We start from the raw sequence: 22,563 nt of genomic DNA, 5'->3' as shown, positions 1-22,563 counted from the left end.
AAAACACAGTTAATTTATTAAATATAGGTTATTTATCGTTATTTTTTAATAAGTTAAGCATAACATTTTTATGCGAAAAGAGTAGCATTAATGGCATCTAAAATATCGAAAAAATATAGCTAGTTCTATATATTTCAACAACTTACCTAGTGAATTATTGTGTAAGCGCACCAAGCTTGCTTGGATAAAGCGTACTCGATGCTTACTGATTGTTGGCGATGAACGATTCTTATCTCGCTGACATATCGCTAAAAGATTGCTTGCAGTGAGACGAGTTATTTAACTTTTGTCCAAGTTGTTTAATTCGGCTTATTCGGTTCCATCGGAAAAATCGAAGATTTATTCGGTGGTTTTCAAATATACGGACTATTCTTAGCTAATGAGGGGTGTTTTATTCTAAATAGTAGGTATTTAATTAATGGGCATGTTGGTTAGTTATTTGTCCCGTCACATGACAGGTTTGATTCTTTTTCCGTGTATTCTTTTGGCTGCAATTGTCAGTTACGATTCCATGAATGCCTATTCAACTATGAAGCAAGCAGAGCATGATAAAACCGATGCTATCGCTAGTTACGAGGTATTGGCGCTGGTTCACGAATTACAGAAAGAGCGAGGATATTCCGCTGGGTTCCTTGGGTCTGAAGGTGGCCAACTCGGTTTAGAACTTCGACAACAAAGGCGGGCTACAGATTCGGCCCTTGATATTGTGGTTAATAGTCAAAGTCGGAAGAGAGTTGGCTCTCAATTTGGTAACAAAGTTGAAGCGATGTTGACTGAATTAAAGAATATCAACTCAGTGAGATCGCGAGTTGATACACTTAATATTGAACTGTCCAATGCGCTCGGCTATTACACGCGTATTAACAGCTTGGGGATCGAACTAGTAAACATCGCCGGAAAACTCAGTGAAGATCCCAAAGTCATAGATTACTTATTCGCAATAGCAGCTTTATCGTTAGTCAAAGAATCTGCAGGGATAGAAAGGGCTGTGCTAGCAAATGTGTTAGGAGCCAATAACTTTCCCGACAACTTACGTCGACGTCATATAGGGTTGTTAGTAAAACAAGAAGTGTTTCTTGAAGAAGCAATGCAGCTTGCTCCCGAGGAAACTTTAAAAAAATGGCGAGATCTGATGCGTGCGAATGAGTTTAAACAAGTGGAGGATATCCGAAATAAAGTTTCTTCTCTGAATTCTGATTTTGGTATATCTGCCGCACAATGGTTTCAAGTGGCAACTACAAGAATTGATATCCTGCGGAAGGGCGAGGAACAGGGGCTGCAAACTGCATTGGCGCTAGCAGAACAAAACCGTTCAAAAGCGTTTACTATTCTAGTCGTCGAGTTAATCACTCTATTCGTTGGTTTGGCTGTAACGTTTTTAGTTGTCGCCATGATTAGACGTCGTAACGAGCAATCGCTCCTCATTGCAAAAGGGATTAGAGAAGTGATCGATAATCGCGATCTGGCAGACGAAATTCCAGTATTACTGAGCGATGAAATTGGCCAAAGTGCGGAAAATATTAATTTGATGACGCGCCGCTTTTCCAAAGATTTGCATGACATCCAAGAAGGCTCTCAGAAAATCAGTGTCGCCACTGATGAAACTCACGCAGCTATTCAAAACAATTTTGAAAACATTGCCAAACAAAATACTCGTGTTGAAATGATCGCTGCAGCGGTCGAGCAAATGAGTGCAAATATTCAAGTGATTGCCCAAGCTATCGCGGATAATGCAGAAGCGGCAAAGGAAGTCTCGCAGCAATCAAATACCGGCAACAATGTGGTGGTCAATGCTGTCAGTGGCATGGAAAATGTTGCACGAATGATGGAAGAGTCTGTGGAGTCAATCACTCAGTTGCAAGAGCGAGTCAATGGTATCTCTGAAATAGTGATTATGATTCAAAGTATCGCCGAGCAAACCAACTTGCTGGCACTCAATGCGGCTATCGAGGCGGCAAGAGCTGGCGAACAAGGTCGTGGTTTTGCGGTGGTTGCCGATGAAGTGCGTAGTTTGGCGAGTCGAACTCAGGAATGTACAGTCCAAATTTCAACATTAGTCGAAGAGTTACAACACAGTTCAACCTCGACATCTGCAACGATTAATGACGCGAAAGAACAAGCTTCCTCGGCATCAGAAAGCACAGCGAGCGTACAAGCGGCGTTACAAGCCATCGTAGCGGTTGCGGAAAATGTCGAAGAAACAACCGACTCGGTGTCGATTAATATTCAAGAGCAATGCACTGCGCTGGAAGAGGTCAATCAAAACGTTGTCGATATTCACAATAAGTCAATCGAGGGTATGACCGCTGCGCAACAAATCAGCATAGCATCAGAAAATATTAGCCAAAATGTCAGAAATACCGACCAGTTGATTCAACAATATAAGACTGAGTAGCCTGATTACAAAGCACACGGTATTTATTGGTGGACACTGTCAACACTCGGTGGCGTGTTGTGTCGAACATCTTTGTGAGCCGTTTATCCGCATGGCGCCATTAGCAAGGCATCCTTCGCACTCAATCATCAGCAAGGGATTATGCCTTCGCCCCTTTAATGAGCGCAACGCCGCTTATTAGTCTGCGTCTTGCCCAGAGAAGGTAGCTAAAGAAAAACCAAATAACCAGCACTGTCATTGTGATCCCTAACCAATAAAACAACCTACCAATGGTTGTCGCTAGTTCCGCTAGCGAATCAATAACTTTTTGGTACTCAATGATTACCGCATCTAGATATATTTCCATTTTACGGATCTCTTGAAGTTTAACCGCGACCGCGGCGACCTCTGACTTGATTTCTGCAACCGAGTTACCAAGATCAGCAAATGAATTACTCAATGGCTTAAAAGGTTTTGATATTGCATCACCGACATTTTTCATTGGTTTGGATAAAACTTTTCCAAATTTTATTGGGATAGTTTTTTTGATAACGGGTATTTTTACGTCAAGCGAGAGTTTGTCGACCGCGCCTTCAAAAACATTACCAAATCCGTCGACGGTTTGGTTAAACGCTGTCGTCATCTTATTAACTTTGGTGACAATTTTTTCGCCGTTTTTCTGAATATTAACTGCCATATCAGCAATATCTTCACTTGCTTTTTGCAGCTCTTTTTTGGCAACTTGCGCTTTGTCGACAATTTGTTGAAGTGACTGAGAATATTGACTGATCGATTCACTCGCGCTTTGCCATGTGAGCGTAAAAAGAGTACTTAAAACGATTAGCAAGAATATCGGTAGTAAGGTATTGATGATGATAAAAATGCCTTCAATTCGATTGATGATTGAGCTCGCCACAATTGTCGTCCATAGATGAGTTTTTATTCTTGTCCCATTAAACCGCATTTAGTAAGCAAACTGGGGAAAAAATCTCCGCTTATTTCAATAAGAGATTTCATCGGTGTCGCAAAGAATTGGGCGTCATATTTAACCTACCCAGGCTGAGGTGCCTCGCCGAGAAAGAGCGATGTGATAATAGTGACCAGGCTCAATATTTTGAGCCTGGTCTCAGTGTTAATGCTAATTAAGCAATTTGGTTGCTGCCGTCAGTGACCACTATCTGCTTGTTTCTCGCCGCTAACACGGTAAAGTCCTTGGACTTTATATCGCTGATATAGGTCCAATTGGAAGTGACTTGATCTTGGCTGAAGGTTACGGTCAAGAAGCCACGATCAGAGAAGTTTGCGTATTGCAGGTTTTCAATGAGTTGGACTACGCCTGCTTCGGTTTGCAGCACGGCTTGAGGTGTATCAAGACCCAAGAATGACTCTAATCCTGGTGATGAAATACTCGCAGTTGCTAGCTCTACCCCAACAGAAGCTTGTTCCGCTTGAGTGACTAGATTGTTTGCCCAGGCATTATGAGTATCACCGGCGAGTACGACGAGGTTGGATTGGTTAGCTCGCGCGGTTTGGAGAATATGTTCTCGCTCAACCGGATAACCGTCCCAAGCATCGAGGTTATAAGGAAGGCTTGGCAGTTGCAGTAGAGCGCCTTTTTCCTGAAGCAATTGCAGTTGTTCTGGCGTAAGCGCTCCAGGATTAGTTTGAGCAAGTTGCGCTATCGCTGCGAGTTCTGCAAACTCTGGTATGGTCAGTTGTGCGGTCGCAATGGCGCCAGGCAATTCCATTTTCCCCATCAAAACTTGTTGTCCCAACACTTGCCATTTTGCGTCACTTGCTAATTGTTGGGTTAACCAAGTGAGTTGATTAGTACCGAGTAAAGTTCGGTTAGGGTTATTGATATCGCTGAAGTAGCTTTGAATGTCAAAGTTGCCTGCGGCGTCAAAGTAGTTTGTTAATGATAGCTGCTTATCTCTGCCGACCAAGCGGGTATCTAGCATCATCAAGTTAACCAAATTACCATACTGGAAACTGCGATAAAGGGAGGCGACATCAGTGTCAACTCTGGGTCGTACTGGCATCCACTCTGCGTATGCTTGAAGGGCTGCTTGTAGGCGAGCGAAGAAGTCGCCTTCTGTTGCATCATCATGGTTTTCGGCACCTTCTTTCCAGGTATCGTTAGCGACTTCATGGTCGTCCCAGACAGCAATCATCGGAAACGCCTGGTGAAATGCTTGCAAGTCTGGGTCGGTTCGATATTGGGCATAGCGCTGACGATAATCGTTAACCGTCAGCAGTTCGCCGTCGGGTAACACCTCTCGGCCAAGAGCTGCCGCGTCCTCGCTCGCGTATCCACCGCGCGCATATTCGTATAAATAATCACCTAAATGGAGTGAGGCGTCGATATCTTCGAGTTGACTGGCTTGTTGATAAGCATTGAAATAGCCGGCTGGGTAATTTGAGCAAGAAACAACAACAAACTTCACTTGCTCAACATCTTTCGAGGCAATCGTTTTCGTTGTGCCGACTGGTGATACGTGATTAACGGTTTTAAAACGGTAGAAATATTTTCGTCCCGGTTTGAGGCCGACGATGTCTACTTTTAGGGTGAAGTCTTTATCGACATGAGTAATCGCTGTACCTGTGACGACCATTTTACGAAAATGTTCATCCTTTGATACTTCCCAATACACTCTAACCTTGTCGATATGTTCCTCTTGCGGTGTGACACGTGTCCAAAGAATAACCCGGTCGGTGAGCGGATCACCACTAGCAACGCCATGCATAAAACGGGCTTTGTTGAGTTCGTCTAAAGCACAACCAGTCATTGTAGTTGCTAAACCGGCAGATACAACCACACCGCCCATACCAACCATGGTATTGCGAACGAATTGGCGTCGAGTAATTTTTGTCATTTTTAGCTCCAAATTCAAAATAATGGGCCAACGTAGGATTTTTGGATGACATGGATGTGAATGAATTATTTCAACTCAATGAAATAATTAGCCTAACGATGGCACGATAATTTTTGCTGTCATGATTCGATCGAATTTTGTGCTAAATATCTCGTGACGCGAAATTCCTGACTTGGATTAAACTTTCCTTTAGTTACTGACAGCTTTATCCACAGTTTTTGTGAATAACTAAAACTGTGGATTGAGTAGCTAAGAATTAATGCGAGGCGATTAACCGATTATAACTTGAGTTGCGGTAGGGGAGTTTTAATAGTCTTGGTCTCAATCTTTTGGTCGCGCATGAATAATTGCATTGCCTCAAGAACATTGGGAGACGCAGTAAATAAATTATGGCCGGCATTCTCGACCAGGATATGAGTTAAGTTATTAAGGCCTCTCACCGCTTCTTTTTGTCCTTCGACATAGGTTCGACCGTCAAGAGTGCCGGTAAATAACAAGGTAGGGATGTTATTCACCGCTGGCTGACGAAAACTATCCCCGAGATCCAGGTTTGATGCGATCTGGTTTAAATGTGGCATCGGAAAGTTGAGCATATCCCCTAATAAACTATCTTTGGCCTGCTGATTAACTAGTGATAACCTTTCGCCGGAAATTCCTGAGGCGACGTCCATGGCAAATGGCATTAGGTTAAATTTTATGCGGTTATCGTTGAACATACCGCGTTGTAGTACGGCAGAAAGTAATTGCGTATCATCTCTTTCGAGTCCCTGATAGATGTTGAGTAGCATGGCTAGGTATTGACCAGGATCGGCGATCATCATTGAGGCAATCATTTGCATATGACCTTTTTGGAACAGTAGTGCTAACTTTCCGCCATCTTTGCGAGGAATGTTTATCATTATTGGCGACTCTTCAAGCTTGTTGTTTACCCGTTTGATCATCGCGATAACATCAGGGAATTGCTTTTTCAATAGCGGCTGTTGGTCGATGACTTGTTGTACACGCTGAAAGTAGGCGAAGGTTCTCGCGGGCAATTTGACCGTCTGGTCGAGGCCTTCTGCGCTAGCGAGAATGACTTTGTCGATTTTTGACTCCATAATTTTCATTGCGGCAAAAGCAAGATGACTTCCATAGGATATTCCCCATAAAGTAACTTTGTCGGCTTGTAAGTGCTTTCTCAAGTCGTCTAAGTCGTGAGCACTTTGCAGGGTTGTGTAACCCAGCGGATCAAAGCCTTTAGACCGCCAAAATTGAAGGCAGTTTTTTCCTGCGAGGCGATATTTTTTAGTCAGCTCTGCCATGGTGATTTTTTGGGTGTGTGCGACAGTTTGGTCAGAAATGCATTCCGGTGCCTTGGTTGATACTCCGGTACCACGTTGATCAAGTGCAATGACATCACCGAATTCACGCATAGCCATAAATAAAGGAAATCGACGCCATTTAGCTGTACCGATTCCTGAACCGCCTGGACCACCGGCTAAATAAATAATGGGTGAGCCATTTTTAACGCCGGTGGCGGGAAAGCGAACATAGCCAACTTCAATGGTTTTTGAGTTTTTATCATGACGGTTTTCCGGTACCCGAATTGAACCTTGGAAAGCCGCGGTTTTTTGACCGTCATTAGCCGTAAACTCGATAGCTTTTTCGTTTCCGTAGGTTGTTTCGGCTTGATTGCTACTCTTCGCCGATGCTGTCATGAGGGTTAAAATAGATGCACTAGTCATCACGATGACTGTCAAAATACGCATGCTTCGCATAAAATGCTCCTGTTGTGTTTGCTTGGGGCTATTTAAATATAAAACGCCCTTGGCAAGCGATACTTCTTCGGTGGAAGGCTTGTGTTTTATGGCTTAGCAGGTTTATCGGTAGGAATCTTTCGGTAAACGGTAAGTCGTTTTTGGGGTAATGGAATCAGCTAATATTCATTATGGACTTAAATCTTAATCATGTAGCGGGTATGCTCGGCTTATTGGTCGTTTTAATTTTCACCGCCGAAACTACCCACGCGAACACTATGTACTCGCTGATTCAAAGCGGCAATACCTACCAATGTACTGACGTTTTAGAGTCTGGGGATGAAGCATCCTTTCATGCGGAAAATTGTCGAGTAAGAAATTTCACTGCATTCGATCCGCAAGGAAAGTCACTCTGGCTAAGAATTGATTTTGACGGTGAGGCTATTCCTAAGGCTATCGAAGCGCCTTTCGCGGTTTATGTATTTGCGAAAGCATCGAGCCAGGTGTATTTAAATGGCGAATTGATTGGCAGTAACGGTCATCCATCAGCTCTGGCAGAAAACGAAGTTATCGGCAAAATGGATGTTGGCTTTTATTTGCCCACACGATTATTAAAGCCAGGAAAGAATCAACTATTAATTCATTTCTCATCACATCATGGATACTTAGACCTTCATCGCTCAATTCATTTTGTTGGCCTAGCCACCTATGGAAAGCCCAGTGATTTTATTCAACAAAACAGTCAGCTCGCGCTCGTTTTATTGGGGGCTTTGTTACTCGGTGGACTATATTTTAGCATTTTAAGTTTCAATCCGTTACAGCGAAGAACCTCCGCTCTGCTCGCTTTAATGGCTTTCATTGCTGCGGCGCAGTTGTTTGCAGAGGCATCTCGCGGGATCCTTTCCTATGCTTATCCGACTCATGACCTAAGGCTAGTGGCTATTACCAGTTTTGCTTTCACTTTTGGAAGTTTAATCTTAGGGTTTATTGCCCACAAATTTGTGCGATCAAATCCTTGGCACTGGTTTTATGGTGGGGTGATATCGACGATTATTGCGATTTCATTGGTTCCGGGATTTGATGGTAAAACGACGTTGGCGATATTTGTACCGAGCTTGGTTGCAACCATTATCGTTGGCATCCGCGCGATACAAACCAAAGAATTTCGTCTATTGGGTTATTTCTCGGTGTTTTTGGCGTTTTTGATTACAGTACTCCTGACCTTGGGCTATTTTCATGAACTTATTCTATACGTGATAATTACCTTACTTTTATGTTATTTGTTTATTCAGCAAGCTCGAGATTATACCAAAGAGCAAGAGCAGCGCCGGGCGGAAGAAAAGCAAGTTGCAAAGCTGGAATTTAAATTAGCACAAGCGAATCAGCAACAATCGCCTGAATTTATTACTTTGCACAGTGCAAACACAGTTGATAAAGTTTCTACCGATGATATCAACTATTGTCAGGCGTCGGGAGATTATGCCGAGTTGTTTCTGGGTGACAATCGACAAAAGTTATTTAGTGGAACGCTTAAAAAGTTAGAAGGTGAACTACCCAACACATTTTTAAGAGTACACCGCTCGTATCTTGTTAATCTGGATAAGGTCGCGAGTTTGCGTTCTGAGGGCGGAAGTGGGTGTCTCATACTACTTGACGGAAGCAGGGTACCTGTGAGCCGACGATTGTTGCCAGAAGTCAGAACGGCGATGGCTTAGTGAGTCTCCACCACTCAAAAAATGAGCCGCAATTTTCCTGAATATCTCAAGCTAAACTTGTCAAAAGGTTGGCTGCGTTTTAATCTGGCTGCTCGTTAATAATAAATGAAAATAAATGCCAATGAAGACGTCTCAGGTCCATTATCGTAATTGCAATATCTGTGAAGCTATGTGTGGATTAGAAATTCATCACGCTGATGGCGAAGTGATTGCAATTAAGGGTGACAAGCAAGATCCTTTTAGTCGAGGGCATTTATGTCCCAAGGCTATTGCGCTACAAGATTACCACCAAGATCCAGAGCGATTGCAAACGCCTTTGAAGAAAGTTGATGGAACTTGGCAGGCGATATCATGGGAGGAAGCGTTTGATGAGGTCGTCAGTAAATTTCAAAAGATACAAGCGCAATATGGACCTAATTCTTTAGCTAGCTATATTGGTAATCCCAACGCGCACAACCTCGGCAGTGCCACGTTTTTACCCCCTTTTTTACGAGCCTTAGGGACTATAAACCGCTACAGCTCGGCGTCAGCTGATCAATTACCGCATCATGTTGCTGCAAATTTTATGTTGGGCGCAGGGATGTTGATTCCGGTGCCTGATATCGATCACACAGATTTCATGTTGATAGTTGGGGGCAATCCTTTGGTTTCCAACGGTAGTATGATGACTGCGCCGGATATTAAAAAACGTTTGCTCGCGATTCAAGACAGGGGTGGTAAAATCGTTGTGATCGATCCGCGAAAAACAGAAACCGCAAAACTTGCCGATCAACATTTTTTTATAAATCCTGAATCTGATGCGTTGCTATTGTTGGCAATGATAAACGTACTATTCAGTGAAGAAAAAATATCGTTGGGTCACTTGAGTGAATTGATAACGGATATTGAGGCTTTACAATCAGCAGTGGAGTATTTTTCCCCTGAAGGAGTTGCTAATCGGGTTGGCATTGAAGCCTCAGCGATTCGCCAATTAGCCATTGAAATGGCCGAAGCACCTAGTGCAGTATGTTACAGTCGAATGGGGGCGTCGACTCAATCTTTTGGAGGTTTGTGTCAATGGTTAACAAATGCCTTCAATATTCTTACCGGGAATTTTGATAGTCGAGGAGGGGCGATGTTTCCCTTACCGGCTTTTGATTTATTGGCGGGAAAAAAAGGTAAAAAGAACTCATATAACCGCTATCAATCTCGCGTTAGAGGGCTACCTTATTTTAACGGTGAGTTTCCGGTTGCGACTTTAGCAGACGAAATTAATACGCAGGGTGAAGGACAAATTAAAGCATTAATTACGATTGCAGGTAATCCTGTTTTATCAAGCCCCGGTGGAAATCGATTAAATGAAGCTTTTGCAAAACTCGAGTTTATGGTTTCGGTCGATATTTATCTTAACGAAACGACTCGGCATGCAGATATTATTTTACCGGCTGCTACGGGACTGGAAATTGAGCAGTATGATGTGTTCTTTAACGCATTTGCTGTGCGCAATACGGCGAAATACTCGCCAGCATTGTTCGAAGCCAAAGGTCAACAAAAGAAAGATTGGGAAATTCTTAAGGAGTTAACCCTCAGACTGACTGGGACAGTCGATAATGGCGCGAGCCCAGAGGTAATTCTTGAAAAAATGCTAAGCTTTAGTGCCTATAAAGAAAGTCAGGTAAACGTTCAAAAGCTGAAAGAAAATCCACATGGACTCGATTTAGGACCTTTACAACCTTGCTTAAAGCGGCGCTTAATGACTGACGATGGTTTAATTAAATTAGCGCCTGAATTCTATATTAATGATTTACCACGGCTAACTTCATTTTTTGATAATGAAAAAGAAGCAAGCAGAGAGTTTCCTTTTAGATTAATCAGCCGAAGGCTAGTACGAAGTCATAACACTTGGACACAAAATTCGTGGCGATTGGTTAAGGGAAAAAATCCTTGTACGGTACAAATTAACGAGGATGATGCAGCATCGTTAACAATAAAATCAGGACAGTTAGTGAAAGTCATCTCGCGAAATGGCGAAATCACATTACCTGCTGAGCTGACGCCTGATATGGGAAAGGGAGTTATAAGTATTCCACAAGGATGGGGACATGGTAAGAGCGACACAAAAATGACCATTGCGGCAAAACAACCGGGTATTAGTATTAATGATATTACTGATCCGCAACGCATTGATGAATTAACGGGTAATGCTGCGTTTAATGGAACGCGAGTGAAAATTATTCCTGCATGATTGCTGAATAAAGTGACAGTCACTATTTGGTTGTGAATAAAGTGACAATAAAGTGACAGTCATTATTTGGTTAATATCTCACAGGGTTGTCAGTATTTTGCTTGGATTGAATTTGGTAGGTCGAAAACACCGGTAGTTTACGTTCGTTAAATTCTATTTTAAGCAGTTACCAGTCATTTAAGGATTTCTCGGACACGACTGGTCCTTTCAAAATCGAAATGATATGAGTCTTAGGAGAGGTGTTTTATTAAGTCGGGGATAAATACAATGAACGAACAGCCGATACGCCTTTTACCCAATTAAGCTTAAATCGCTCGGTGTACCTTTGTAGCAACTGGGCTGGACCAACAACTCGATAATAGTTGCGACCGAACCCATCAACCTGCTTAAGCCAGTTGTCTTGGTTGATATTGAGCCGTTCTAAAACGGGGATAATGTGAGAAGGTACTTTTCCCTTTCCAGGATAAACAATGGATTTCCCTGTCCACTCAACTAGCTCGATATAGCGCTTAAGTGAGAGAGTCATAGTCCGCTCTCTTATTTTCCCCGCAATGGATTTAATGGTTTGTTGTAAAACCTCTTCGTTGATTGAGCTCAGTCGAGTTTGGATACTCGTGTACTCGCAGTCTTCTAATTTATCTGTGACACCAGCTCTGATAGGGTTAAGATCGACATACGCCATACAGGTTAATGCTGCGGCTTCATCCAGCAATGCTTGTGAAGCGAAGCGAGACTCCCAGAAGTGTCCTTTGACGCAATCTTCTCGATTACTGCGTTTGGCGATTGGTTCATTAATGCATCGCATAAGCCAAGACAAAGAGCCTAGTCTTAAACGGTACTCAGCTAACAAAGCTTTATCGTTGATAATCGCTTGTAATTTAAGTTCTCATTGTAGTCTTAGTTTTGGGTTATTCAGCTTGCCCGGAAATAGGTTTAACCAACGTTCAGCGACCTCTTGATCAGTCCATTTTTGGGGAGCGAGTGGATCTGAGTAAACAACTAGATGATAGTGGTTATGCATCACCGCATAGCTATAGACTTCAATTGAAAAGATACGGGCGAGTGCAAGTATCCGCTGCTCAATCCAAGCTCGACGATGTTCGTAAGAAGCCCCGGTTATTTCATCAACACCGCACAAGAAAGCACGCCGGACGCATCTAGAAATCAGGTGATAGTAACCAGCGTTTTCAGCGTCAATCAGCTCGCTGCGTTTAATTGCCATAATGATCCTCAAATGAATGTGAGCCCATTATGAAGTGTGGAGGATAATGAGAGTAGGCGAGATAAACACTTCAACCGTTGAGACATCAATGATTGCGGAGGTCAGTGATTGTCGATATAGTGACTGTCATTAATTGTATTGTTAATTGTATTAAGAAAAAAATGATGTCGATTCCCGCTTGCCCAAAATGTAGTTCGAATTATGCCTATCAAGATCAGGCGTACTTGGTTTGTCCTGAGTGTGGCTATGAGTGGAACCCTGCCGAAATGACTGACGAAAATGAATTCATCGTAAAGGATGCTAATGGAACAGTGCTGCGTGTTGGTGATAAAGTAACGCTTATTAAAGATCTTAAAGTTAAAGGTGCTTCACAAGGACTAAAGATAGGGAGCAAAACGACGATCAGAAAAATAGTGGAGTCGAAAGATCATGAGCTTGACTGTAAGTTTTCTGGTGTGGGAGAAATTATGGTGACAGCTAAGTACGTTAAAAAAGTTTAGAGTGTAGAACGACACAAAGACTCGATTAAATAGTCTAGGTGTTTAAATTTTCCATTTTGATTTTAAGGAATCAATCAAACCCTCTGCCTGCAAGCGTCGAAACGAGTTTGTTAATTTTTTCACTAATTGCGGTGATGAATCTTTGCTCATCGCAATGTAAAGTCCTGAAGACTGACCACTCATTTCAAAAGCAACGGTTAAGTTTTTACTCGTGTATTCTGGTGTCGTCATATCGTGTCTAAGGGCATAATCTGACGCTAAGACCAGATCGGCTCTGCCGGTCAAAACCATTTTAATGCACTGTTCAAATCCACTAGTCCTCTCGAGATTGGTAAAACCTAGTTGAGTCAATAAGTGATCACCGACAGAATCTTCAGGAATGGTAATGGCATATCGTTTTGCATCATCAATGGAGTTAATGCTAACGGCAGAGTTTTGTTTTATTTTTAAGAGTGTGTAAGTTTCCTGGTGAATTTGTCCAAGCCAAAGAAAGTGAGACTCTCTCTCAGGATGTCTTGCTAAAGTAAAAATAAGTACATTTTTATCTTCAGAAGCAATTTTAAATGTCCTAGCCCAAGGAAACATTTCTATTTCAGCAGTGATGTTAGCATCAGCTAATAGTGCCTCGACAATTTCAACAGCATATCCACTAAGGTTGCCCGCTTTGTCAATTGTTTGATACGGCGCTAGTAGTTCAGTAACTACTTTTAGTTTTACATCGGATTCTTTAGAAAATGTAAATTTTGCAAAGCAGCTTAAATTCAAGATGGCGAAAATTATTATGGCTAGGCGTTTCATTAATAATACTACTGGCTCTTTTATTGTTATTCGATATATTGGTTCGGTGCAGTTTATCGATAAAGTCACTCGATAAAGTCACTGTATATAGCTCTTCGACGTCGTGAAAATCAACTAAGTAGGCAAGACTTCGCCAATTGAGTGAAACATAGCTAATAGAGATAGTATAGAGTAATTTTCTCACTGAGTCTTCTTACCCAGGTGAAGTCTTAAACTCTCAGCGTTTAGAATTAAGTCGAGTTGCGATTAGAAAAACTGATATGGCTGAGATTGGAACAGCTATTAAAGTCTCAAAAACAGAAAGGATTTTTTACGCCTTCAATGGATGACACAAATGAAACGAAGCGTAAATAACTTTTTGAAAAAGCTTGGTTAATTTAACCAAAATATTGGTGAATCCGGCACGTTAAATTCTATTCGGATGTGTAACTGATTGATTTAATTGTAATAATATAGTGGCCCGTAATTTGCAATCCTCTAATTAAGGTCAATAGTTAGTGAGCTGTAGAGTTCTTTTTAGAGCTAAGTGTTTTTGCTGGATAGACGGGAGAGCATAATGGATTTTTTCGAAGGTATTTTTGCATTATTTTTTATGATGTTTTGCTTCGCTGTATGGGTATTACCCATTTTCCTAATAGCGATATCCGATAAAACTTCAGGTAAAGAGAAAGCTGCATGGATCTTAGCGACAATCTTTATTACTTGGTTCGCATGGGTATTCTATCTATTGTTAGCGCCTATCAAACCCAGAGAGCGATACTCTCGCCGTTACTATTAACAGAAACTTATAAACCCCATTCGAAAGGCGACTCTCTTTTTTTGTTTACAACAAAAGCTTGATTGACAGTCGCGCGATGGGGCTACTTCGTTAATTGACTGTCTAAAACTTTCCGCTTAAATTTTCTCGTCCTGAATAGTTGGTAGCACTAATTACCGAGATAAATAATTGACATACCTAGGGTGTTAGCAATCCCATGAGATAAAATAAGAGGCCAAAGTCGTCGTTTGCAAAACACGTAAATAGCGCCTGATGCTATTGCAATTGTTCCTGTGGCTATTGCTCCCGCGATACCTTGGTAGTAGAAATGTTGTTGGCCGAAAATGACGGCTTGGATTACAACTGCAAATCCTATTGCAAACGGAAGTTGCTTTAGTAAACTTTCAAATCGATTAATTAAAAATCCTCTGAATAGGAGCTCTTCTGTAAACCCACCAATTATCCATCCGATCGATAGCCAAAATAGGTAAATCGGTAGGTTACCGGGTAAATTATCGAAGCGGCCTTCCATTACTTGATTAAACTCGTTTTGATTCACGCTCTGAGAATTGAAGAAGCTTTCCGCTAATTGCCCAGAAATCATACCGATGATAATGGTGATGATTAAAGCAAAAACTGTCCATGACACGAGTTTAATTATTGATTGGTCTTGGGCAAAGCCGAGGGCTCGCCAACTTTCTTCGTTAAGTTTTAAACGCCAGTTGGCAACGCCCAAGCTGGCGAGCAGTGAAATTGGCCCTGCGAAAGTCCACAAACTGGTAAACTGGAGTAAAAAGTACTTACTTGCGAATAAGGTCGTAAGCACCAGTATTAAATCGGTTGCGGCGCGTTTCTGCACCGAAGTTTTTGCGGTAAGCATAGGTTTTTCTCAGTTGTGTGTTTGAAAATTTTGCTATTTATCGGATAAGCGTTTGAAGCGATCTTTTAAAGGGTCGTTTTGTAAAGCAACTTCAGTTTTGCGGATTAATTGACTTAGATTACATCCCATCTCTTCGTTAATACTTTTGAAAACTCGATTAAACTTTTCAGTAAATGGCAGTAACTGTTCAACTTCTGATTGACCTAATGAGGTTAGAATAATTTGCTTAGCACGCTTATCGACCAAAGAGTCGGTACGAGTAATCAGCCCGAGCTTTTCTAGGAGGTTAACTCTTTGCGTTCCCATTTGATGAGTCACTCCCAGAGATTCAGCTAACTGGGCAACAGTCACCTCCTGGTGTTCAGATAAATAAATGAGGGCTGAAATAGCCGTTGTTGGCGTTTTCAACCCCATTTCTTGAAGCATTCCAGACCCTTGTTCGATAATTAAATCGGCTAAACGCCGACAGAAGTGAGCTAAGTATGCGTCGCCAAGTTGTTCAAAATATGGTGTTTGCATCAGTTGGTTCTCATAAACATACACAAGTACTTGTATATATATTAGTATTTCTTGGTGAGATATACAAGTGCTTGTATAAAAATTTGCTGGATTCAAGAAGTTTGTGTGAAAAATAACCAAAAAACATGTCTGACCAGTTTTTCTGTGTGATACAATACGCCGGTTTTTTTATCGGATAATTGGAAGAGACAGTTTTAGAAAAATGGTAGTACTGAAATATTTCAAAAATTTAGTTTCTAGTTTGTCGATTGTTGGTTTCGCTATGGCGTCTAGCACGGTTCACGGTTTCAATGAGCAGTGTGAGGAAGTCGCCAAAGTATTGAAAGCAAAGACAAATAAGTATGCGCAGATCATTGACACCCGTCGCTATAATCTTCAGCTCGCGCCTGCTTCGCAAGGTGGACAAGACAATGTTGATACATTATTGAAGCTTCCCTCAGCAGATCGCTGTCAAGCTACCTGGACGCAGGGGCGAGATAAATTCTCTTATATGTGCGATTGGAGAAATTCGGACAAAGAAGAGTCAGCTAGAAACCTCAATATTATCGGCGATATTATTGAAAAATGTGTGGTTGAATCTAATCTTACTTACGACCGAGTGAATCCGAAAACGGTTGGAAACTTGTCGTTTATTACATTCTACTTTGAAAAAGCGACGAATTTAAAAATCGTTTTGATGAAATTTGGTTCACAAATTAAATCAAACTTTGAGTTTAGTGGAAACCAACAAGTGAAGCCTCGTTCGCAAGTTGCGACTAATGGTCAGTTTGATAGTAATGCCCAATGGCCATCAGCTAACAATGCGGTCGCAAACGCGGAACGTACCCGCCTTGAGAATCAGCAAAGAGCGAGACAAGCGCAGGCTGAAAAAGATAAACAAGCAGCGGCTCGTTTGGCTGAGCAAAGAGCCGAGCAAGAACGACTTGAACAAGCAAGGCTTGATAGAGAAAAACAGCAAGCTGAAGAGAAACTAGCAGAACAACAACAGCTCCAGCAGATAGTCCAGCAATTACCGCCTCAAAGCACCGTACCTGGGGCAGCGCAAACGACTCAAGCGCAAGCTGAACAAACTGCTCAGGCACAGTCTCCACAAGCAGAGCCTGGTGTTGAATCTGGCGCGATCGTCGCGTCTGTGGGAGATTCTGCGGTTACTGCCGCTCCTGGAGCTGCAGCTGCGAGCGGCTTAGTCGATGAAGATTCGCCTAGCGCTGGAGAGTCAAGTCCGGAATCTTCTGTGGTAAACAGTGAACCACCACTACTCGATCCCTCGAAGACGCGATGTTGGTATTTCGCCAGCTATTCATCGGCTTACCAAGAAGAAGACACTGATGATGCTAAGTCTTTCGGTGCAGTGTTATTGTCAAATGTTGCCTACGTGGATGTCGATTATAATGAGGACTTGGAACAGGCTATGAAACAGCGGCTTGCGACAAAAGCAGAAACCGCTTGGGAAACGATAAAACCCAATCCAGCGTATGTCTACTACAACTCGCAGGCGTTCGGACACTTAAGTTGTGACGAAGATGCCAAAGGTCGAATGGAGACGATTCATGAAACCATGCAGTCAGTCGATTGGGTTGGCGCGTTTGAAACGACAGTCGATTAATCCGTTAACTGAGCAGTAAGCAAGTTAAACGTTCTATTTAAAGCCCGCCAATGTGTGGGCTTTTTTTATAATGATTGAAACCTGATTTCAAGTGTCATTGTTTTAGTCTTGCCTTTTTAATCAGCTCTTCCAAAGATCGGTAGGCCGAATACCGAGTGACATACCATTAGCAAAAGGCGCCTTAACTGTTTGTTTTGTTGCCGCAAGTTTTCTGAATTTTAATGTGTTTTCGATGTAACCTTCGGCCGATTTTAATCGGCAAACGACTGGTTTTGTCGAATGCTCGGGATCGCGCCGCGCGATCACAACAATATCACCATTCGTTAATTCATGGAAAGTTCCTGCAGGAAAAACCCCAATGGCTTTTATAAATGAAGTATAAAAATCACTATCGTATTTGTGACCTTCGAAAAGTACTGCCTTGAGCGCTTCTTTGGGTTGTATTTTCTTGCGATAAGCCCTTGGTCCAATCATCGCGAGGTAAGTATCGACAATGCCAATGATCAAGGCTTCATCCGGTATTTCAACACTGTGTAATCCGAGTGGATAGCCAGAACCATCTGGTCTTTCGTGATGATGTAAAATTGCATTCTTGATAGTGGGATGCCGGATTCCAACTTCCGCAATTAAGTTCACGGTTTCTTCAGAATGGCGACGAATTTCAGACAACATATCTTCACTAAGTTCCGAATCTTCCGAATTCAATTGATGGTGTAATTTGATCGCTCCCATATTCATACAAATCGCTGAGTTTGCAACCAATCTGACGAATCGATCGGGATAGCCAATTGTCCTTGAATAAATCGCTGCTAATATCGCAGCGAAAACACAATGTTCAGCTTGAGTCTTAATCTCCGTCATATGAACGACGCCAATTGCAGCATCATAGTCGATAGCGATGACATGAAAGAGTATGTCTTCCATTTTTTTCAGCAGTTTAATCGCGAGTTCCTTGTCATCGTGAATCGCTCTAAACAACTTAGGAAATAAGTTGATGAGTTCTTGTGTGCCTTCAATCACGGTATAATCAAACTTCAACTTTTTGGCTTCAGGCTGACTCGAGTCATCGAATGCTAGCTCGACTGAACCGGTACCTGCTAGACTGTCATCAAAAGCGTCAAAGTTATCATCCGAGTCGGTTTTTTCCCCACCGACTGTGTCATCGAACAGTTCTTCTGAATTCTGAGTTTTTATAGTTGGTTCGTCGAGCTTCAGACGCATTGGTTTGGCATTAAGCACCATTGCGACTTCCATCTCATTTCTAAAGATATAGTTTTGCGCTGAAAGGAAATTTCCGCGGGCGTTATACAGATCATAGGGTAAGGATTTACCCACTTCCAATAACGATTCCGGTACTGCTTCTAACTGATCTAACGGGACGCTTTTACTCATTCAATTAGTGCTCTGATAGGGTATTTAGAGTGATATACGCGAAAATGCCGAAAAATAGCAACAAATCGCGGTAATTATCTAAGTTTAGACTACCTAGCGAGTATTACTAATTGAAATTGAATGACTTTTGGTTCGCTTTTAGGGCGCGAATGGGGCTTATTGATGGCTTACGCATGGCTTATCGGTAAAGGGTATCTATTTAACCATTATCTGCGCCATCGTGGTTTCTAAACGCTATTGTGCTGACTCAAATACGATTGTGCTCACATAGAGAAGGGCAGAGCAAAGACAGTAGCCTATTTCGGCGCTATCGGTAAACAACAACTTGGTTTCGGCCACCCTCTTTGGCCGAGTAAAGCGCCTGGTCGGCTTCTTGATACAGTTCCTCAAAACGCGCATTACAACCTTTGGTCGTTAAACCAATAGAAGTCGATAGGGATATCATTGTCGCTTCGTAAAAGAGCGGACTTTCAGCGATAGTTTGACGTATTCTTTCAGCGATCTCATAAGCCTCGTCTGTCGGCGTATTGCTTAGAAACACACCAAACTCCTCGCCGCCGATACGACCTAAAATATCGTATGCTCTAAGTGATTTGCTGATTAGCTGGGTAATGTGAATGAGAACTTTGTCACCTATCGGATGGCCATAAGTATCGTTAATATTTTTAAAATAATCTAAATCAAATATAAGAAACGACATACTGGCTCCCGTTCGCCGACATCGACTTAATTCTGTATTGACTGAGGTGACAAAACTTCTTCGGTTCGCCACTCGCGTCAGCTCATCGGTAAGTGCAATCTCTTTGAGGTTTTCTACTGAAGACTCTAGACCTTTCTCAAGTAACTTTTGTTTAGTCATATCCTTTAGTTGGACTAACATCTGGCCTTTATCATCGATTTGTTCGGAGAATAAAAACCATCGACCATCTGTAAAATCCACTTCAAATAAACGGAACTTGCGAGAGCGTCGAACACCTCTTACATACTCGAGCCAACTTTCAATATTGTCTGCTTCAATATTGATACCTTGGCCGACAGTGAAAATATGTCGCATGAGATCTTCAAATGTCATCCCCACTATTTTGTCTCTTGGGACGCACATAACGGAAGCAAATTTTTCGTTACTATAGATAAGAATGTCATTCTCATCGTAAATTCCATAACCATCCTGGCTATTGCTTACGAAGTTTAAAAGGGTATTTTTTAGGTCCTCTGAGTTCATCAAATTATCAGTTAAGTAACACGTTTCACATTATTAATAAGCCAGTCGAAAATCGCCCGCTGAAATGCCGAATGTACCTCGGTTGAATTGGATTAGTCTTAACCCTAATTCTCACTCTCACTCTCACTCTCACTCTCACTCTCACTCTCTCGGCAGACAAATATTAACTGACATTTTACACGTCATACTCGCTTGCGATTGATTAGCGCTTTTTACACGCGGCTAACTGACGAGCTTACGAACCGCACCAACAATCGCGTCGCCCTTGAATGGTTTTACAATCCAGCCTTTCACACCGGCGGCTTTGCCTCTTTCTTTCATTCGAGGATCGCTCTCCGTTGTCAGCATAATGATATTGACTGTTTGGTTACCTAGTTCTGAGCGTATTTTTTCAGCCATGGTCAAGCCATCCATATTGGGCATATTGACATCAGAAATGACGAGTTTAATCGCTGAGTCACTGCGTAACTTATCAAGCCCTTGTTTTCCATCATCGGCAGTTTCGACTGCGAAACCATTGTTTTTTAAGAATGTCGATACTTCGTTGCGTACCGTTGCAGAGTCATCGACTACTAAAACTTGTGCCATTATAATCTCCGTTGATTAATCAGTTCTAAAATAATTCAAGTTCGCCGGAATCAACCATTTCTTCGACGGTGTCGTTTGTTTCTTGGAAGTTTTCCGGAAGCCAGGCTAGGTTGAATACAAATTTCTGATAAAGTTCGACACACTGAGTTTCATCGAACTCATTTTTTATCCGATAGTGAAAGCAGAGTTGCGGCTCGGTGGTACCGAAAGAAATATACTTATGAAAATGATTAACAGAAATCGGAACTTGCGTTCTTAAACTGGAATCATCCGCCTGCATGTTATCTTTGTCTGCAAACTTACGCTTGATACCTCCCCAAATCATATTGGCAATTTCATTTAAAAGCGAATTTACAAACCGAAAATCGGTGTCTTTGGGATTGAGTGGCGTCATACCATTTTCAATCATACTGATAACTTCAGCTTCCGTAGTTTGCAACATCATATAACCCCGGTACCAACTACTTTCGATCGGGATTAGGCTCATCAACTCGCCATAGATAATTTGGTCCTTAACGAGATAAGGTGAGTCAATTTCAATGACACAGTTTCTGATATTTGACTGAATTGCATCCAACGAAATCTCTTTCATTCCCTGTACTAATGGGGTGGGATAATGAGTACTAAAAATATGCTTGCTAATAGTTTGTTCGATACAATCAAACTTATCTAATTGATAAACACACGAGACGTTTTGTCCCGGCGTGAGCGCTTTAACAGAACTAGTGTCCTCTACTCGGTAGAAGATGGGTAACTCAGGTCTAAGTTTATGGATTGTTTTCACTAATGATTCGCCGTGCTGGTCTTCTACTATAAATTTGTCTGAAACAAAAACCGCCCCTAAATCGGTATTACTATTTAACAAGTCGAACGTACTTGGATTGGAGGCCTTCAGTCCCGTAATCGAGTGTGATTGGCAAAGTTCTTTGAGTATGTTATCGGCTTCGCCATCATGTTCAAAAATAAGGGCTTTGGTCTTGATATCGTGAGAATCGGTCATAAAATCACCTAAAATAATTCAAGTTCACCGCTGTCGACTTCAACTTCGGGTTCTATTACTGTCACCTCGATTTCGTTTTCTACGTTCGGACAGTAGTAAAAACCCGCATAAAAAATATGGTTACCATCGAGTTTAATTTCTTGAAAGTAAGTATCTTCAGCTTTAAAAATATCGATAAATTGAAAGCTTGCCTCGTCGAGAATATTGGGAGTCGACATACCGAGTGCAGGCACTGCATTACCTAGTTCTCGCTTCAGCATGCCGCAAATACTATTGCTGAGCTCCAAGAGGAAGTCATAACTCGCCTTTTCATCGATGGTTTCTTTTTTATCGTTAAGGGCTTGTTGAATGAAGCTGCGGCACTTCTCCAGGACAAAGTGGATGGTAATGAATACCCTAAACTGATGGCTGCAAATCGTTAGAAATACCGCTTGCTCACTGTCGGTTATATTAGACTTGTTTATATTTGAGTAACTCCAATTAGCATCACTCCCGTACTCTGCTAATGACGTTTGCAAACTTTTGTCGAATAACTCTTTTAACAGCTGTTGTAACGGACGATTACTCATTGATCAGCCCTGATAACTTAGCAAGACAGCCATCAATTTGACTTTTTGCAGTGGAAAGCTCAGTTACAATCATCTTTCCACTCGCCTGGATATCTTGGAATGTAGAAGTCGTCAAAATATCATTCTTATGTAAGTTGTCTTGATAGCTCGAGCTCAAATCTTGTGAGCGCAGCGCCAAAGAGCGAACCTCATCAGCAACAACAGCAAATCCTCGGCCAAACTCACCTGCTCTGGCTGCTTCGATTGCAGCATTGAGTGCGAGGATTACTATCTGTTTTACAATGTTTGAAAATTGCGCATTTTGATCACTCATGGCGCGATTATGCTGCATTAACTCGGTGAGGGAATCATGCCATCGCTCGAAAGTCATCATGATTTCTCCGAGCTCAACAAGCTGTTCTTGAATTAAGTGTAGATCAGACTGAAATAAGGAACTGTATTGATTGTTACTGTTTTGTAGTTGATTTATTTGATGGTTGAGTTCGTTTTGTAAGTGAGCAATTTCTCGTTCTTTATCCTCTTGGACTTTTTCTAGTTCCTGCTGAAGAGAATTGATTTGATTGTCGTAGCTACTGATTTGTTGCT

The 22,563-nt window shown here is 42.0% G+C and carries 20 protein-coding genes; 6 read left to right on the top strand and 14 right to left on the bottom strand.

Annotated elements, in window-relative coordinates; all coding sequences use genetic code 11:
- The first annotated feature begins 418 nt into the window (after nucleotides 1-418).
- A complete protein-coding gene (locus tag FLL45_RS15050; RefSeq protein WP_142942895.1) occupies nucleotides 419-2,395 on the top strand; it encodes a methyl-accepting chemotaxis protein in 1,977 nt (658 codons plus the stop codon).
- Nucleotides 2,396-2,534: 139 nt separating this feature from the next.
- Here FLL45_RS15050 and FLL45_RS15045 read toward each other — a convergent pair whose 3' ends face one another.
- The 3 genes from FLL45_RS15045 to FLL45_RS15035 all read right to left on the bottom strand — a co-directional run bounded on the left by FLL45_RS15045 (nucleotide 2,535) and on the right by FLL45_RS15035 (nucleotide 7,007).
- Entirely contained in the window at nucleotides 2,535-3,290 is a 756-nt protein-coding gene (locus FLL45_RS15045) for a hypothetical protein (RefSeq protein ID WP_142942894.1), read from the bottom strand.
- Between the two features lie 226 nt (nucleotides 3,291-3,516).
- The gene (locus FLL45_RS15040) at nucleotides 3,517-5,250 is read right to left on the bottom strand and encodes an alkaline phosphatase D family protein (RefSeq protein WP_142942893.1); all 1,734 of its coding nucleotides are present in this window, start codon (nucleotides 5,248-5,250) and stop codon (nucleotides 3,517-3,519) included.
- A 278-nt stretch (nucleotides 5,251-5,528) separates the two neighbouring features.
- On the bottom strand, nucleotides 5,529-7,007 hold the full coding sequence (locus tag FLL45_RS15035) for an alpha/beta hydrolase (protein WP_142942892.1): 1,479 nt from the start codon (nucleotides 7,005-7,007) through the stop codon (nucleotides 5,529-5,531).
- Between the two features lie 170 nt (nucleotides 7,008-7,177).
- On the opposite strand from FLL45_RS15035, the gene FLL45_RS15030 reads away from it, so the two are divergent.
- Both FLL45_RS15030 and FLL45_RS15025 read left to right on the top strand, forming a co-directional pair.
- Nucleotides 7,178-8,701 carry a LytR/AlgR family response regulator transcription factor gene (locus tag FLL45_RS15030; RefSeq protein ID WP_142942891.1) on the top strand — a complete coding sequence of 508 codons (1,524 nt, stop codon included), beginning with the start codon at nucleotides 7,178-7,180 and terminating at the stop codon, nucleotides 8,699-8,701.
- A gap of 115 nt (nucleotides 8,702-8,816) precedes the next feature.
- Nucleotides 8,817-10,925 carry a molybdopterin-dependent oxidoreductase gene (locus tag FLL45_RS15025; RefSeq protein ID WP_246075840.1) on the top strand — a complete coding sequence of 703 codons (2,109 nt, stop codon included), beginning with the start codon at nucleotides 8,817-8,819 and terminating at the stop codon, nucleotides 10,923-10,925.
- A gap of 247 nt (nucleotides 10,926-11,172) precedes the next feature.
- Here the strand turns inward: FLL45_RS15025 and FLL45_RS15020 are convergent, their stop codons facing one another.
- Together FLL45_RS15020 and FLL45_RS15015 are read right to left on the bottom strand one after the other, a co-directional pair.
- Nucleotides 11,173-11,775 carry a hypothetical protein gene (locus FLL45_RS15020; RefSeq protein WP_142942890.1) on the bottom strand — a complete coding sequence of 201 codons (603 nt, stop codon included), beginning with the start codon at nucleotides 11,773-11,775 and terminating at the stop codon, nucleotides 11,173-11,175.
- A gap of 36 nt (nucleotides 11,776-11,811) precedes the next feature.
- Nucleotides 11,812-12,147, bottom strand: coding sequence for a hypothetical protein (locus FLL45_RS15015; RefSeq protein ID WP_142942889.1), 336 nt, complete (start codon nucleotides 12,145-12,147; stop codon nucleotides 11,812-11,814).
- A 164-nt stretch (nucleotides 12,148-12,311) separates the two neighbouring features.
- Here FLL45_RS15015 and FLL45_RS15010 point away from each other — a divergent pair, with 164 nt between their 5' ends.
- The gene (locus FLL45_RS15010) at nucleotides 12,312-12,647 is read left to right on the top strand and encodes a zinc ribbon domain-containing protein YjdM (RefSeq protein ID WP_142943324.1); all 336 of its coding nucleotides are present in this window, start codon (nucleotides 12,312-12,314) and stop codon (nucleotides 12,645-12,647) included.
- A gap of 42 nt (nucleotides 12,648-12,689) precedes the next feature.
- Here FLL45_RS15010 and FLL45_RS15005 read toward each other — a convergent pair whose 3' ends face one another.
- Nucleotides 12,690-13,445, bottom strand: a complete 756-nt coding sequence (locus FLL45_RS15005) for a substrate-binding periplasmic protein (protein WP_142942888.1) — start codon at nucleotides 13,443-13,445, stop codon at nucleotides 12,690-12,692.
- Nucleotides 13,446-14,001: 556 nt separating this feature from the next.
- Here FLL45_RS15005 and FLL45_RS15000 point away from each other — a divergent pair.
- Nucleotides 14,002-14,223 (top strand): hypothetical protein, encoded by a 222-nt coding sequence (locus FLL45_RS15000; RefSeq protein WP_210247208.1) that lies wholly within the window; start codon nucleotides 14,002-14,004, stop codon nucleotides 14,221-14,223.
- 148 nt (nucleotides 14,224-14,371) lie between these two features.
- Here the strand turns inward: FLL45_RS15000 and FLL45_RS14995 are convergent, their stop codons facing one another.
- On the bottom strand, nucleotides 14,372-15,082 hold the full coding sequence (locus tag FLL45_RS14995) for a CPBP family intramembrane glutamic endopeptidase (RefSeq protein ID WP_142942887.1): 711 nt from the start codon (nucleotides 15,080-15,082) through the stop codon (nucleotides 14,372-14,374).
- A gap of 33 nt (nucleotides 15,083-15,115) precedes the next feature.
- Nucleotides 15,116-15,601: a MarR family winged helix-turn-helix transcriptional regulator gene (locus FLL45_RS14990; RefSeq protein WP_142942886.1), complete on the bottom strand. Its 486-nt coding sequence runs from the start codon at nucleotides 15,599-15,601 to the stop codon at nucleotides 15,116-15,118.
- A gap of 202 nt (nucleotides 15,602-15,803) precedes the next feature.
- On the opposite strand from FLL45_RS14990, the gene FLL45_RS14985 reads away from it, so the two are divergent.
- Nucleotides 15,804-17,207 (top strand): hypothetical protein, encoded by a 1,404-nt coding sequence (locus FLL45_RS14985; RefSeq protein WP_142942885.1) that lies wholly within the window; start codon nucleotides 15,804-15,806, stop codon nucleotides 17,205-17,207.
- 120 nt (nucleotides 17,208-17,327) lie between these two features.
- On the opposite strand, the gene FLL45_RS14980 is transcribed toward FLL45_RS14985, so the two are convergent.
- The 6 genes from FLL45_RS14980 to FLL45_RS23130 all read right to left on the bottom strand — a co-directional run bounded on the left by FLL45_RS14980 (nucleotide 17,328) and on the right by FLL45_RS23130 (nucleotide 22,309).
- Nucleotides 17,328-18,599: an HD-GYP domain-containing protein gene (locus FLL45_RS14980; RefSeq protein ID WP_142942884.1), complete on the bottom strand. Its 1,272-nt coding sequence runs from the start codon at nucleotides 18,597-18,599 to the stop codon at nucleotides 17,328-17,330.
- Between the two features lie 307 nt (nucleotides 18,600-18,906).
- Nucleotides 18,907-19,821 (bottom strand): GGDEF domain-containing protein, encoded by a 915-nt coding sequence (locus tag FLL45_RS14975; protein WP_142942883.1) that lies wholly within the window; start codon nucleotides 19,819-19,821, stop codon nucleotides 18,907-18,909.
- A 222-nt stretch (nucleotides 19,822-20,043) separates the two neighbouring features.
- The gene (locus FLL45_RS14970; RefSeq protein ID WP_142942882.1) at nucleotides 20,044-20,409 is read right to left on the bottom strand and encodes a response regulator; all 366 of its coding nucleotides are present in this window, start codon (nucleotides 20,407-20,409) and stop codon (nucleotides 20,044-20,046) included.
- A 25-nt stretch (nucleotides 20,410-20,434) separates the two neighbouring features.
- Nucleotides 20,435-21,409 (bottom strand): chemotaxis protein CheX, encoded by a 975-nt coding sequence (locus tag FLL45_RS14965; protein ID WP_142942881.1) that lies wholly within the window; start codon nucleotides 21,407-21,409, stop codon nucleotides 20,435-20,437.
- An 8-nt stretch (nucleotides 21,410-21,417) separates the two neighbouring features.
- The gene (locus FLL45_RS14960) at nucleotides 21,418-21,978 is read right to left on the bottom strand and encodes a hypothetical protein (protein ID WP_142942880.1); all 561 of its coding nucleotides are present in this window, start codon (nucleotides 21,976-21,978) and stop codon (nucleotides 21,418-21,420) included.
- Nucleotides 21,971-22,309, bottom strand: coding sequence for a methyl-accepting chemotaxis protein (locus FLL45_RS23130; RefSeq protein ID WP_281282213.1), 339 nt, complete (start codon nucleotides 22,307-22,309; stop codon nucleotides 21,971-21,973). Before FLL45_RS23130 ends, FLL45_RS14960 begins: the two co-directional genes overlap by 8 nt.
- Nucleotides 22,310-22,563 lie beyond the last annotated feature (254 nt).

It is taken from the genome of Aliikangiella marina, assembly GCF_007004765.1.
GTDB classification, from domain to species: Bacteria; Pseudomonadota; Gammaproteobacteria; order Enterobacterales; family Kangiellaceae; genus Aliikangiella; species Aliikangiella marina.
Note: the sequence above shows the minus strand (reverse complement) of the source record. Positions and strands in the feature narration are given on the sequence as shown.